This is a genomic window from Paenibacillus sp. GM2 (genome assembly GCF_900069005.2).
Lineage (GTDB): Bacteria > Bacillota > Bacilli > Paenibacillales > Paenibacillaceae > Fontibacillus.
On the sequence record NZ_LN831278.1, the window covers coordinates 351,153 to 364,581 of the forward strand.

At 47.4% G+C, this 13,429-nt stretch carries 11 protein-coding genes; 1 reads left to right on the forward strand and 10 read right to left on the reverse strand.

The genetic code is table 11. From position 1 onward, the window contains the following. Positions 1 to 10: 10 nt before the first annotated feature. The 6 genes from BN1360_RS08280 to BN1360_RS08305 all read right to left on the reverse strand — a co-directional run bounded on the left by BN1360_RS08280 (position 11) and on the right by BN1360_RS08305 (position 8,403). Positions 11 to 1,624 (reverse strand): response regulator, encoded by a 1,614-nt coding sequence (locus tag BN1360_RS08280; RefSeq protein WP_068779398.1) that lies wholly within the window; start codon positions 1,622 to 1,624, stop codon positions 11 to 13. Next, positions 1,599 to 3,512 carry a cache domain-containing sensor histidine kinase gene (locus BN1360_RS08285; RefSeq protein WP_068779399.1) on the reverse strand — a complete coding sequence of 638 codons (1,914 nt, stop codon included), beginning with the start codon at positions 3,510 to 3,512 and terminating at the stop codon, positions 1,599 to 1,601. Before BN1360_RS08285 ends, BN1360_RS08280 begins: the two co-directional genes overlap by 26 nt. A gap of 67 nt (positions 3,513 to 3,579) precedes the next feature. After that, positions 3,580 to 5,256, reverse strand: a complete 1,677-nt coding sequence (locus BN1360_RS08290) for a type 2 periplasmic-binding domain-containing protein (protein WP_068779400.1) — start codon at positions 5,254 to 5,256, stop codon at positions 3,580 to 3,582. A 95-nt stretch (positions 5,257 to 5,351) separates the two neighbouring features. Beyond that, positions 5,352 to 6,242 carry a carbohydrate ABC transporter permease gene (locus BN1360_RS08295; RefSeq protein ID WP_068779401.1) on the reverse strand — a complete coding sequence of 297 codons (891 nt, stop codon included), beginning with the start codon at positions 6,240 to 6,242 and terminating at the stop codon, positions 5,352 to 5,354. A gap of 18 nt (positions 6,243 to 6,260) precedes the next feature. After that, the gene (locus BN1360_RS08300) at positions 6,261 to 7,199 is read right to left on the reverse strand and encodes an ABC transporter permease (protein ID WP_068779482.1); all 939 of its coding nucleotides are present in this window, start codon (positions 7,197 to 7,199) and stop codon (positions 6,261 to 6,263) included. Positions 7,200 to 7,572: 373 nt separating this feature from the next. Continuing rightward, positions 7,573 to 8,403 (reverse strand): hypothetical protein, encoded by an 831-nt coding sequence (locus BN1360_RS08305; protein WP_068779402.1) that lies wholly within the window; start codon positions 8,401 to 8,403, stop codon positions 7,573 to 7,575. Positions 8,404 to 8,699: 296 nt separating this feature from the next. Between BN1360_RS08305 and BN1360_RS08310 the strand changes: the two genes are divergently transcribed. Next, positions 8,700 to 9,500 (forward strand): formate/nitrite transporter family protein, encoded by an 801-nt coding sequence (locus tag BN1360_RS08310; protein WP_068779403.1) that lies wholly within the window; start codon positions 8,700 to 8,702, stop codon positions 9,498 to 9,500. A gap of 57 nt (positions 9,501 to 9,557) precedes the next feature. Here the strand turns inward: BN1360_RS08310 and BN1360_RS08315 are convergent, their stop codons facing one another. The 4 genes from BN1360_RS08315 to yedE form a co-directional block, all read right to left on the reverse strand. Further along, on the reverse strand, positions 9,558 to 10,394 hold the full coding sequence (locus BN1360_RS08315) for a glycosyltransferase family 8 protein (RefSeq protein ID WP_068779404.1): 837 nt from the start codon (positions 10,392 to 10,394) through the stop codon (positions 9,558 to 9,560). 177 nt (positions 10,395 to 10,571) lie between these two features. Beyond that, positions 10,572 to 11,762, reverse strand: coding sequence for an ROK family protein (locus BN1360_RS08320; RefSeq protein ID WP_068779405.1), 1,191 nt, complete (start codon positions 11,760 to 11,762; stop codon positions 10,572 to 10,574). Positions 11,763 to 11,957: 195 nt separating this feature from the next. Then, positions 11,958 to 12,185, reverse strand: a complete 228-nt coding sequence (gene yedF, locus BN1360_RS08325) for a sulfurtransferase-like selenium metabolism protein YedF (protein WP_068779406.1) — start codon at positions 12,183 to 12,185, stop codon at positions 11,958 to 11,960. After that, positions 12,182 to 13,381, reverse strand: coding sequence for a selenium metabolism membrane protein YedE/FdhT (gene yedE, locus BN1360_RS08330; RefSeq protein ID WP_068779407.1), 1,200 nt, complete (start codon positions 13,379 to 13,381; stop codon positions 12,182 to 12,184). Before yedE ends, yedF begins: the two co-directional genes overlap by 4 nt. Between the last annotated feature and the right edge of the window lie 48 nt (positions 13,382 to 13,429).

Consider the following 13,429-nt stretch of genomic DNA (forward strand, 5'->3'; position numbering starts at 1 on the left):
ACCACTCTTATTAATCTTCGTTACCCGTATTTTCCTGTGGGGTGAACCGCTCACTCTCTACAAACAGCTTGCCTCGGTACTCAAAAGGGGAGATGCCCTCTAATTCCTTGAATACTCGGGAGAAGTGCCTCGTATTTTCAAATCCAACCGCTTCACTGATCTCGGCTATCTTCAGCGAGCCATTTCCGATTAATTCCTTCGCCTTGCGAATGCGTACCTTCTTCAAGTAAGTCACGAAGCTTTCCCCGGTAAAAGTTTTAAATGCTTCGCTAAAATAGGAATAATTCAGAGATACATGATTGCTCACCATAGCCATATTCAGCGGACGATGATAATTTGCTTCAATAAAAGCTACCGCTTCCTTCATATCCCCATGTTCGGTATGAGCCGATCGGATCTCCTTGATATATTTGTCCAGGCTGGATAAAAGCTGCTCCAACGATCTGAAATAATTGTGAAAATGGTCGAAATTAGAAAGGTCGCCAACCTTGCGATACAGCTTGATCACTTCCACAGATGCTTCTCCGTATATTCGGAAGACCTCATCAAGGACCTGTTCATTGATTTGCTTGCTGACCGCCTCCAGATATTGAGTATCAATCCCTGCCAATTGATCGATCCGGAAAATTTGATGCAAGAGGGGGCTGATCTCTTTCTCTCGGCCTGTACCGAGAATGTTGCCCAGTTTGCGAATATCCTCCATGGGTATAGCGTAAAACAGTCGTTCCTTTGGAAGCTCAGCGTACCAGATCAGACGAGTCTTGGGATAGATAAAGGAATAATTCAGGGACTCGCTTGCTTGGCAGTAGCATTTGGCGAGATCCTCCAATCGATTTCCTTCTTCGCTAACGCCGATTAATAAGCCATTAAGCCCTTTACTGCTGGCCAAAAGCGACATGTCGGCAAATTTCTGCTGCGTTCCACCTATGAGCACCACTCTTCCTTCACGATCCAGTAGAGAGGCGTTTAGCTGGCCTTCTACGCTTCCAAACAGATCCTCGGCAAGGGCCTTCAACCCTTCCTTCTTGATCCGGCTGCCATCTTCGTATTTATAGGTTAAGACAGCGACCGAGAAGGGCAGGGAATACTGCTCAAAGTCGATCTCTTTGCTCCACAACCGGATCTCATCCTTCGACAAATCGCGCTGCATCAACAAATCCTGCAAGCGTACCAATTGAACCTGCAGCCGATAACCCTCAGTAATAGCCATCTGCTCGGCAATGAGGGAGCGTCTTGCCAGTTGGTCCTTACATTGGCGCAGCGCAGTAAATAACTCATCCCTGTGAATCGGCTTGAGCAGGTAATCGATTGCCTGATACCTGATCGCTGCTTTAGCATATTCAAAATCCTCGTACCCGCTTAAAATAATGATTAGCGGCCGCTCATTTTGACTCGCTGGCAGAGGTTCTGCCGATAATTTCTCAATTAAAGTGATTCCATCCATAACCGGCATCCGGATATCCGTAATAATAATCTCCGCGCCATGTTCCCGATATAGCTCGAGCGCCTCCGCGCCCTGAGTAGCCGTAAACAATGCAAACTGGTCCGGAAATTCGCGTTCAATCATTGTTTTCAGGCCCAAGCGGATATTTTTCTCATCATCGACGATCATCAAATTTGTCATTCGTGCCTACCCTCCCTGTTAACAGTACCTTCGGCAAGGACATGACAACCGTTGTAAATTGACCATACTCGCTGAATACCCTAAGACCGTATTCGTTACCGTAATATAACCGGATACGCTCCTGAACATTTCGCAGGCCAATTCCATTACGATTTGCCTCTGGTCCGGAACTTCGGAAAAGTTTATCATTCATCCCTATAGACTGCAATTCCTGATTTAAGACGGATAAATCCTCTGCGTGCATTCCAATGCCATTGTCCGTGACTATAATTTGCACATCGTGATTCTGCCAATCATGCACTTGAATCGAAATCTGTTTATCGGACTCTTCTCCGATCCAGGCATGTTTTACGGCGTTTTCAACAATCGGCTGCAGGGACATCTTGAGCATCTCCATCTCCAGAGCTTCTTCAGGAATATTGAGCTTGAGAAGAATCGGTTCGTCAAACCGGATGTTCATCACTTTCGTGTAATTCTCAATATGTCGGATTTCATCGCGCAGCTTTGCGTATTCTCCAGACCATTTGAAGTTATATCGCATCATCCCCCCAAGGGAGGTTAACGAATCCGAAATCGTTCGTTGATTCTCAATTTCGGCTAGCATTTTTATGTTTTCCAAAGTATTAAATAAAAAGTGGGCGTCAATCTGATTATGAAGCGAGCGCAGCTCCGCTTCCTTCGTTAGCGCTTGCTTGTATACCGCTTGAGCGACCAATGTATTAATCGTATTCATCAGCTTGGAGAAATGATGTGCGAGCTCTCCGACCTCGCCACCGCCGCGAATAGAGATTCCGCTGTAAGCTTCTCCACGCCGTACCTTTTTCATCTCCTCCGTTAATAGGCGAAGGTTTTTCAGGATAAAGGCATTCAGAATATAAGCGATCAGGGTGACCAGCGTAATAAAAACGATATTGGCTCCGATGAGGAGATTGCGGGTACGGGATATATCCTGGATCACACCCTCCATAGATACGATATTAATCAGATTGGCATTAATTCGTTCAATTCGCTGGTGCAATAGCAGAAACTGTTTACCGTTCTCTTTATAACGAACATCCCATTCTCCCGTGTCCTGATATCGCTGAAGGCGCTCCTTAATCATGCTTTCCATTTCCGGGTTAGCTTTCAGAAAAGAATCCTTCTCCCGTGTGAACGTCTGTGCTTCGCTGTCCACAAGCAGCATCTGCGATTTACTATCCTGCATGACGGAGTAAGTCCTTGGACTGAAGTTCTCCAGCAGCATATCAACTTGGACCATGCCGACATGATGCCCTGCAGGGATACTCAATTCACGAAGCAGCGACACTTTCGGCGTAAGCGCGGGCGTTTGCCCTATGTACCGTTCCATCAGATCCGGATCCTTGTATTGGAAAGACCAGGACTCCGTGCCCTTCATTTGCACAGCCTTCTTATACCATGGTTCATCGGCTACACGGTATTCGCGGAAGAAGATCGGCCATATTTCCACAATATCGCTGCTGGAGAACAGGCGAAGATGTGCCACATTGGGATTATAGTACTGAATACGAGTCAAATTCTTGAAGCTGTAGTTGTTAAAGTTTACAAGTTCATCGGTATCCGGAGCGTTGGTATTAGCGAGGTAATCCTTCACATCCGGATCGTCATAAGCGACCTGTGCTGCCCGAACCATGGATTCAATTTGCGTATCAATATGCAATTGCTCCATTTCCAGCAGGGACATGCTCTTGTCCTGAGCATCGCGCAAATACATATTGTTGATTGCTTTATAAGAATAGAAGGACACCAGCAAACAGGGCCCTAAAATGATAAAAATATAGGCAGCGATCAGGCGGCTCTGCAGAGAACGGCGTCCGATCCAATACATTAATGAATCCCAAATCGCTCGCAAGCGCTTCTCCCTCATCATAGCTAGCCGACTCCTTTATAGACACCCAAAAGCCCGCGATAAGCGGGCGTTTTGGGCAGGGCTATAGTTACATGCCGAGCTTCTTCTTATTTTCTTCATATTTCGCTTGTTTGTATGCCTGTACTTTGGCATAGCCAAGGTCATCTTGCTTTTTAATATAATCATCCCAAATTTTATCGAATTCGGTTTCGGAACTTGCCATAAGCAATTTAGGCAATGTCTTGCCGCGTAGATCCTTAATCTTGGTATTGATAATGCCTTCTTCCGAGTTGGCAAGCGGATCAAGCTCATCGAATTCAGAGAAGCTCTTCGCTTTGCCGCGAGTCCAATCTTCCAATTGTTTATATGGTTCAACCGATTCCGGTGCCCATTGCTGGGTAATATTCGTATTTTGCATCATCCAGAAGGTGAAGGAGGAACCGTACTGCTTATCAAAGGCAGAGCGATCTTTGTTCATCAGATCAAATGCTTCAGGCAGGAATTGATCCTTCCCGTCAATTGTATCATAGCTCACGCCTTTTTCACCAAGATAAAGGTCTTTCTGTCCTTCTTCACTGTTCAGGTAGCTAAGGAATTTAATGGCGCGCTCTTTGTCCTTCACATCTTTAGAGATCAGGGTCAAAGTCCAGCCGGCAATACTTGGGCCGTTCAAGGTTGGCGCATCCAGGTTAGCATTTGCAGGACCGTCGACGGCGATATAAATTTTGTTAGGATCTTGCTGGTACAAGGTGCCGAGTTGGGCCGCAAAGTCCGTACGTTGATACAGCATGGCGAAGTAACGGCCTTGAGCGATTTTTTCTTCCATTTGGGCACGTTTGTCGATGAAGATATCTTTCGCCAGCAAGCCGTCCTGGTTCGCTTGACGCAGCACTTTCATCCATTTGATATATTCTGGATCACGTTCACGCTCATACAGTTGACCGTCTTTTTCCCGCGGGATCGCCAGGAAGTTCTGGATATAACCTTCCAGGGAGTCGTTTCCTGTCTGGATGAACTCATGCAGTCCTAACGGAATGATCGGTTGACCGTCGATTTCCGGAAACTTCTCCTTGGCAGCCTTCAGGGCAGACAGGAAGCCTTCCGGCGTGCGCATGTCTGGACTGCCGATCGCCTCGTAGATATCCTTGCGTACTACAAACGTCTGGTTGGATACATAAGTATCGCCAAATTGTTCATAGTCTTTAGGGGACGAGGAAGAGTTCGGATAACCGTACACGTTGCCATCGTCTTGGGTGTACCAGCCCAGCTTGTCAGGGTCGGATACTTTAAAGAAGTAAGGGTCGTATTGTTCTGCCAATTCGTTGAGCGGAAGTACGAGCCCGCCTTCGATCATCTTCTTCACGCCATCTTCCCACCAGCCGAGCGTAATGAAGTCAGGCAGCTTGCCGGAAGCAATCAGTGTATTCAGCTTTTCGTTTTCGTTACCGGCCGGAACGATGAAGTTAATATCAACGCCTGTCTTTTTAGTGACATACTGGGAAGTCGGATCAACCCCCCATTTATTAGGGAACCAGGCGAAGTTCAAATACCAGTCAAACGTAATCGGAGAGGTGTCTGACTTCCAACCTGGCTCGTCTGCGGATGGAGCTGGTTTGTCAGACGTAGATGTGTTCGCTGGAGTATTGTTAGCGTTTTCTTTTTTAGCGGTATTATTTCCTTTACCGGAACAAGCCGCCAAGGACAGAACCATGATACATGCCATTAGAAGCATTATCACTTTTTTGGACTTTCTTTTCATGCCCATGCTTTTTAACCCCTTTTCTCAATTTGATTAGTGCTATATTGTGCAACTCCAAAGCCGCGGTTAAGCGGCCTGGAGGAGTTACTGTAAATGAGGGCTTATCCCTTGATAGAGCCGATCATCATTCCTTTGACGAAATAGCGCTGCAGGAATGGATAAGCAAATACGATTGGAAGCGTAGTTACAACCATCGTCGCCAGCTTCACCGATTGCGAGGTGACCGTCTTGGTTACGGCGCTTCCCTGCAAGGCGGTAGTCATAATATTCGAGCTGGATTGAGCGACTACCCGGTAAAGGAAGGTCTGGATCGGTTGCAGCGACTCTTTATTAATGTAGATAATCCCGGCAAAATAGTCATTCCATTGGTATACCCCGTGGAACAGGGCGATGGTAGCAATAACAGGCATCGACACCGGGAGCACGATTCTTAGAAGAATCGTCCAGTCGTTGGCCCCGTCGATTCGAGCCGCCTCATCCAGTCCGTCGGGAATTTCCCGGAAGAAGGTCATAAAGATGATGAGGTCAAAGAAGCTGAACAGCACCGGAATAATAAATACCGCAAATGTATCGAGCATATGCAAATCGCGAATCAATAAATAAGTGGGAATGAGGCCTCCCGAGAAGATCATCGTGATCGTTCCCAGGAAGATATAGAACCTTCCGAAAATCAACTCTCTGCGTGAGAATGCGTAAGCTACCATAGCGGTGAAGAAGACGTGAGCTCCCACCCCCACGAGAGTCTTGGCAACGGTCAGCAGCATGGCTGTCGTAATACCGGGGTTGTCGAATACGGCCTTGAAGTTCTCCAGGCTAAATACCCGTGGCCACCAGTAGATGCCGCCCAGCATAGCGTCCTTGCCATCGTTGAAGGCATTGATCAGGACATACCAGATCGGATACAGGGTAACGAAGCAGATCAGCAGCATCCCCAGATTATTAATAATATCAAAAATGGCTTCGCCTATGGTTTTACGTTTTATGAAAGACATGTGCAGTTCCTCCTTGGCCTAAAATAACGAAGTATCGTTGAGTTTTTTGGATACTTGGTTTGCAATCAGCAGCAGTGTGAGCGCAATAACGGATTTGAACAATCCGATCGCCGCTGAGAACGAGTAACGGCCTTGGGAAATCCCTGTATAGTAGACGTAGTAATCTATAACATTACTTGCGCTGTCGTTCAGAGAGTTGCGCAATACGAGAATCTGATCAAAGTTGGAGTTCAGAACACCACTGACGGCTAGTATAAACAGGATACTGATTGTGCCTTTAATTGCCGGAAGAGTAACATACCACATCTTCTGGAAGCGTCCGGCACCGTCGATGGTTGCTGCTTCATACATTTCAGGCGAAATCCCTGTGATCGCTGCCAGATAAATAATCGCTGACCAGCCAAGCTCCTTCCAAATATCCGATGTAATCACAATCGTCCAGAAATATTTTGGCTCAGCCAGGTAGGAAATTGGCTGATCTATCAAATGCAGGGCCATCAGGATATCGTTAATGATCCCTACATCCGACAGCCAAGTAGCCAGGATTCCACCGAGTACAACCCAGGACAGGAAGTGGGGAAGATACGAAATAGTCTGAATCGCCCGCTTGAACCGCAGGTTGCGCACCTCATTCAGGAAGAGCGCGAATATGATCGGAAGCGGGAAGGTCATCAGTTTAATCAAGCTGATTCCCAAAGTGTTCTTCATCACGTAGCCAAAGTTCTCATCCGACAAGAACTCCTTGAAGTGCTCCAGTCCGACCCAGGGTGCTTCGGAAATCGTTCTGATAATGTCATAATCCTTAAATGCGATAACAACGCCGTACATGGGGATGTAGTTGAAGATGATCATCCATGCGATTCCGAGCAAAGCCATAATTTGAATATGTCTTTGAGATACAAGTTTCTTCAGCCATTTCTGCCTTGCCGTTGGTGGTGATATATTCGAATCTATCATGGCTGTGGGCGGTGTAGACTTTTGCATTTCCATAGTAACCTCCAAGTTATGCAGTATCTTGTTTGAAAGCACTTTCGCTAAATATACTTTCATTGTAATTGGATAACGGAGTGAGGATAATGCTTCAGATTTCGTATTGATGTACTCATTTTTCGGTTAAGGGACAAAAAGTGGTGCAAAAAAAGTCCGCTGTATGATGTGACATACTTCATTTATCCGGCAATCCATATGGTGGTAACATGCTCACAACCTGCTACGGTACAGCGATTCAGGGAGAGACCCTATGCCTTAAGGCGGGGATAGAGATATATTGGATAGGGAAAGAGGCCTCGGGAATTTAAGTTTCCGAGGCCTCTTTGCAATAAGTGGGAGTTTAGGGCAGCATACTGTTGGCTCGCTGGATGATCGAAGATATTTTTGACTCGTGATTATATATGTTTTGCTTCTTCGTATTGATTTGAGCGGATAGAGTAAGTAGTCTGGCCAGGATATCCATCGTTCGATCAGCGTCATTTTTCTTTACCGCAGCTTTGAAATTGGACCACTCGGTGGTTAGCTGTTTGTTGGGGGTGGAGACAGCGCTTTTCTCAGCTTTGATCTTCGTCTTTACGGCATCGATTTCCGACAGGATACTACGGATTTGCTTCTGTTTCTTTGTTCTTTCTGCTTTGGCGGTCTTCAAAGCGGCCTCCTTCGACTTGAGGTCCTGCTTGGTGATGTCGACCACCAGCTTCATTCCTTCAGCTTGTGCCTTCAATACCTTGTAAAGGGATTTGTCCTTCAATTTATTGGCGGCAGCTACCTGCTTATTCAATGAAGTATACGAGGTGTATAGGGGCTGGTATTTCGATTTGGTTGTCTTGACCTGCTCCTCCAGCTTGCTGATCTTGCTTGAATCGATATTGCTAATGGCCTTGCGGACAGCCGTTGCCTTGCTCTCATTGTCGTAATGCAGGGCCGAGGTTCGGTCATCCAGACTTGCTATCTGCGTCCGGCTGCTCTTGAAATCCGTGTATTGCTTGCGGAGCTTGGCCCCGTTCTTGCCAGCTTTATCTGCGGTTGCGCCGAGTTGAGCGTTGATCGAGTCGGTGAACTCGAAGGCGGCAGCGGAGGCCTGTCCCGGTGGGGACAAGGTGGTGATTCCCGCGGCAATGAGAATGACGAACACCAGTACAGTTATGCCGGTTCTAAGAGGGTTTAACATAGAGCATCTCTCCTTAATCAGATTGCCGCAATACGAGTCATCAACATCTATACATATACACGTACACGCCAAAAAGCACCCGCAGGCCAGGCTCATCAAGAGCCAAGCTTACGGGTGCTTCCATCGTAAGTTTGATCGTATTGCAGTTTCGTTTAATATACACATAAATGGGGGATTTCGTCAATTGGCGTATATGTTTCTGGAAAGTGCATAAATGGTTCACAGAATCGTAATACTTGACTTGACTTTGTCCAGAAATCATGGAAAATGAGGGAAATAACATACTTGGAGGGTTTATGGAGACAGAATCGCTATTGAAGGTTGAAGAGCTGGCCTTAAAGAAATATAGGATCTTTCGGCAGAGCCAATTGCGCTACATCGCCAGGGCCATGCTGGCAAGTATGTTCATCGGATTCGGAGTGATTGTTGCTTTTAAGACCGGAAACTTCTTCTATATGGAGAACTCCCCGTTCACCTATCCGATGGCGGCGATTACGTTCGGCGCGGCTATCATTTTGATCGCTTATGGCGGAGGGGATTTATTCACCGGCAATACGTTCTATTATACTTACGCGGCCTTGCGCAAGAAATTGCAATGGTCTGAGGTCGGTAAGCTATGGGTATTCAGTTATGTAGGAAATATTATGGGAGCGGCCGCGTTCGCCTTGCTTATTTTTTTGACAGGTCTGTTTACCGATGCTTCAGTGAATAGCTTCCTGCTGAATGTTGTTGAGCATAAGATGAACACCTCGGCGATCGAGCTGTTCTTCCGGGCTATTCTATGTAACTGGCTTGTCTGTCTGGCTTTCTTCATTCCGATGTCGCTCAAAGGCGACGGAGCCAAGATGTTTGCGATGATGCTGTTCGTGTTCTGCTTCTTCATATCCGGCTATGAGCACAGTATTGCCAATATGTGTACCTTTGCGATTGCGCTTGTGCTGAACCATCCAGGAACGATCTCCTTCTATGGGGTTATCCACAACCTCGTTCCGGTAACGATCGGCAATTTAATCGGCGGCGTACTGCTGATGGGCTTTATGTATTATTTCGTGAACAAGCCCTTTCTGGATGCGGTGGAGAAGGGGAAGGACGAATAGGAAGTTAGGGCTGGTGACGGTGATGTCACCGGCCTTTTTATACCTACGTGCAGCAGCTTAATGTGAGTTGGTAGCATCACATAACCTCTCCATATATTTGTACAGTGCATGGAACTTGCCGCTATAGTCTTTCTTCCAGGGTTTTCTTTTGCCGCAGAAATGTAGGAAAACGGTATGGTTGATCACATACTCCATATCCCATTCCCCGTTGCTCGTAATTTTGTAATAGCGGAAGTATCTCGCATCATAATTGTACAGCTTCTCATCGATGTTTTTGATTCGTTTGGCATACAGCGCATTGATAATATCCTGATCCGGCATAATCAGCTTGGTGCGATTATTCTCAACGAAGTCGTAGATTTCCTCCTCGCTAACCAGCTTTTTTTGCAGCTTCAAATTCATCAACAGTACTCCGGAATTGTAATAAGACTCAATTTTATAAGGGTTTAACCTAAGCTTGTTGATTTCTTTAATAGAGATCAGGTCATGGGAAGCAGCGGCATACAAATAATGCTCCAGATCGGTTTCGTAAAGCTCCCTGACAGAGTTCAGCACCAGAATATCCGGATCCAGGTAGAGGATTCGTTCCATAGGGTCCGGCAGGAAGCGAAAGGCGAGCAGGCGGTAATACATTTCCTTCGTGTAATGGAGTAGGGTAGGGGCTGCGGCGAAGCTATGGTCATCGACTTCAATCTCCTCCAGCATGCTGCCGTTCCCTTGTTCAGCACATAACCGGCGCAACCCCTCGATCTCCTGGCGCTTTAAGCTTGAATGCATGACATAAACCGTAAACTGCTCTCCCTTATTATTAAGGAATAAAGAGTAGAGCATCACTCGCAGAGGCTTCACGTAGTTAGAGTTCAAAGTGACCAGAATATTTAGCGGTTCAGACATGTGGACATGCTCCTTGTATAGATATTTCCATTGAGTATTCAATGGGCTATACCTCTATTGTATGGATAATGAGGGCAAACGAAAAGGTCCACTGGGAATTACACCCCAGTGGACCGGATTTGTTTATTGGTAGGTCAGGAAAGTTCTGTAGCCATTAGATAACTTTAGTATGACTTGTTAGGGATTCATTGCGGCTTCCGTGATGCTTCCGTCCGGCTCTGCCAGAAATGCAGTAATCGGCAGGGAGGCAGCTCCTAACGCAGTAGAGCGGATACCTAATTTGGCAAAATCGACGTGAGTCTGCTTGCGATGATAGGACAGGCTGCGCTTGCCCAGCGTACTTAACATCGCTTGCCGCAAATAGTCGCCGGCCAGTGAGAGTCGGTTGCCAATCACAATGAACTCCGGGTTGAGAATATTCACCAGATTAGCAAGGCCGACGCCAAGCTGGGAGCCAATCCGTTCAAGTAGGGCCAGGACCTGCCCATTCCCTTGCTCAGCTTCCTTGAGAATCTCCTCCAGACTTGGAGCGTGATCCTGCCAGAGCGTTTCCGCTTGGTCAAGCAAAGCCTTCTCGGAGGCAAGCGTCTCCCAGCATCCCCGATTGCCGCAGCGGCACAACGGTCCATTTTCAGCAACGGTCATATGGCCTACCTCGCCCGAAAAGTTGGAGGTGCCACGGTATAAATCCCCACCAACGATGATGCCCGATCCAATACCGATTCCGATGCTTAAATAGATTAAATCCTTGGAGTCACGGCCTGCGCCGTACAATTTCTCCCCGATTGCCCCGGCGTTGGCTTCGTTATCAATATGAATATTAGACCCGAATTCAGCGCTTAGCGCTTCATATAGATTGACATTATCCCAGCCAAGATTAGGAGCAGAGATGACCTGGCTCTTCTCGTCAACCAGGCCAGGAACGCCAATGCCGATGCCAACAACCCCGTAAGGTGTAGCAGGCAGCCTTCTCATCAGCATGCGAATTGTCTTGCGAATTTGATCAAGCACTTTGCCTGGAGAGTAGTCCTCCAGTGGAACTGTCTTCTCACGGATCACATGGCCTTCCATATCTACGAGGACAGCCAGCAGATCATTTACGCGGATATCCACACCGATGGCGAATCCCGCGCTACGATTGAACAGGAGCAGGGTAGGTTTACGTCCCCCGCTGGATTCACCCGGTCCGATCTCGGAGACCAGCTGGCTCTCGATCAGTTCGGACACAAGCGAGGAGACCGTCGCTTTATTAAGTCCGATCACCGATGAGATATCCGCTCTTGATAACGGTTGCCGCTGTCTGATCGTATCCAGGACGATCGTCTTGTTCATTTTCTTGATTAACTGCTGGTCGCCCGTAATTTTCATCATTAGTCCTCCAGAAATTATTGAACATGATACTATAATAACACAAGGCGAGAAATAAAAATAAACAACTTAGTTAGTTTAATGAACAAATTAACTACTTTTAATTATACATAATAATACGATAAGAAAAGGAGCTGCCCTGGCAAGCAGGCAAGCTGCCTGTGGATCAGCTCCTTTGAACATATGCTAATAAAATTACGCTTGAATGTAGAAGATCAGTTCCTGGCCGTTTTTTACAGGCTCCTGCACAAGGGTATAGCCATGCTTGACGACCTCTTCCGGGACGTTCTTGAAGGCAGCCGGACAATCTGCAATGACTTGTAATACCTGGCCTTTCTTCATGTCCTGCAACGTTTCTAATGAATAGATGACAGGATACGGACAAGGTTCCCCTCTAAGATCCAATGTGAAATCAATGGTCATTTGTTTGCACCTCCTTTTTTGAAGCCAACGCCGAAGCGGTAATTTTTTTGCCAGTAGCTTGCTACGATATATCCGATGGCAAGCAATACGAGCGTGGCGATAAGGGCCCATGCCGGTCCCATGACGGAGATCAGATTGATTTTTGCTCCGCTCTTCACGAACAAGTCGAATACGCCAAGATGATCCCAAGCGTAGGCAAGGAAGGTGGCTCCGATGATGTTGCCAATAAATACGGGCAGGAAGATCACTTGTCCTTCCATTAAGCGATACATCATGCCGGTCTCGCAGCCGCCGGCAAGTACGATTCCGATGCCGAACAATAGGCCGCCGATGAAGGTGCTTGGCGCGGCTATCTTCGTAATCGGATCGACGCCGTTCACAAGAATGACAATGAGCGTCAGGACAGAGTTGATCGCCATCCCGAGGATAATCGCCTTCGTCATCGTGGCACGTCCGCTAATCCACAGATCGCGAAATGCGGAAGTAAAGCAGATCTGTCCTCGTTCAATCAGGATGCCAAAGGCAGCTCCAAAGATGGCCGCTACACCAAGCATCGTCTTGCCATGAAGGAAGAAATACACGATAAGTCCTGCGTAGAGCAGCGCAACAAGCCCGCCGATATAAGGCTGCACCTTTTTCGACCTGCGCACGGCGGGGGCCGCGTTCCCTTTTTGCAGAATAGGCTTGCCCTTCCACCACCTCGTGTTGACAATCTTCACGCCAACATACGTGCCGATGGCTGTAGCCGCCATGAAGATCCAGGCATGAAATGAGAATTGGGGTACGCCCGTGAAGAAGGCGGCCAGATTACAGCCCAGCGCCAGTCTTGCACCCACACCTGCAATAATGCCGCCAATCAGGCCCTGCACCAAGCGGCGCTTCTGCCTGGGCATGCGAATCTTGAAATTGTTGCTGAGCAAAATCATAATCAGCGCGCCGATGAACATGCCCCAGACAATCCATCCGTCCGTACGATCGAAAGTTGATCCCTTCATCTGTATCAGGTCGAAGTAAGCCCAGTCGGAAATATCAACGCCGAAGAGTTGGAGAATATGTCCTCCAAAGCGAGTGAACTCGCCGGTAACGGCCCATACCGTATTGGTAATTCCGAAGTACAGAGCGCTGAGTACGCCTGCAATACCAATCGCGACATATGGACTCCAGTAATTGGTGAACAGCTTCCGTAATGTTGTCATGTCTTTCTTACCCCTTCAATCCATCCTCATAGCAGGTCGGTTGAAAAA

What these genes read in the sequence shown, in the direction of transcription:
- BN1360_RS08290 (WP_068779400.1), bottom strand. Translation starts at nt 5,256, where the DNA reads ATGGGCATGAAAAGAAAGTCCAAAAAAGTGATAATGCTTCTAATGGCA.
- BN1360_RS08285 (WP_068779399.1), bottom strand. Translation starts at nt 3,512, where the DNA reads ATGATGAGGGAGAAGCGCTTGCGAGCGATTTGGGATTCATTAATGTAT.
- BN1360_RS08295 (WP_068779401.1), bottom strand. Translation starts at nt 6,242, where the DNA reads ATGTCTTTCATAAAACGTAAAACCATAGGCGAAGCCATTTTTGATATT.
- BN1360_RS08280 (WP_068779398.1), bottom strand. Translation starts at nt 1,624, where the DNA reads ATGACAAATTTGATGATCGTCGATGATGAGAAAAATATCCGCTTGGGC.
- yedF (WP_068779406.1), bottom strand. Translation starts at nt 12,185, where the DNA reads ATGACCATTGATTTCACATTGGATCTTAGAGGGGAACCTTGTCCGTAT.
- BN1360_RS08300 (WP_068779482.1), bottom strand. Translation starts at nt 7,199, where the DNA reads ATGATAGATTCGAATATATCACCACCAACGGCAAGGCAGAAATGGCTG.
- BN1360_RS08320 (WP_068779405.1), bottom strand. Translation starts at nt 11,762, where the DNA reads ATGAAAATTACGGGCGACCAGCAGTTAATCAAGAAAATGAACAAGACG.
- yedE (WP_068779407.1), bottom strand. Translation starts at nt 13,381, where the DNA reads ATGACAACATTACGGAAGCTGTTCACCAATTACTGGAGTCCATATGTC.
- BN1360_RS08315 (WP_068779404.1), bottom strand. Translation starts at nt 10,394, where the DNA reads ATGTCTGAACCGCTAAATATTCTGGTCACTTTGAACTCTAACTACGTG.
- BN1360_RS08310 (WP_068779403.1), top strand. Translation starts at nt 8,700, where the DNA reads ATGGAGACAGAATCGCTATTGAAGGTTGAAGAGCTGGCCTTAAAGAAA.
- BN1360_RS08305 (WP_068779402.1), bottom strand. Translation starts at nt 8,403, where the DNA reads ATGTTAAACCCTCTTAGAACCGGCATAACTGTACTGGTGTTCGTCATT.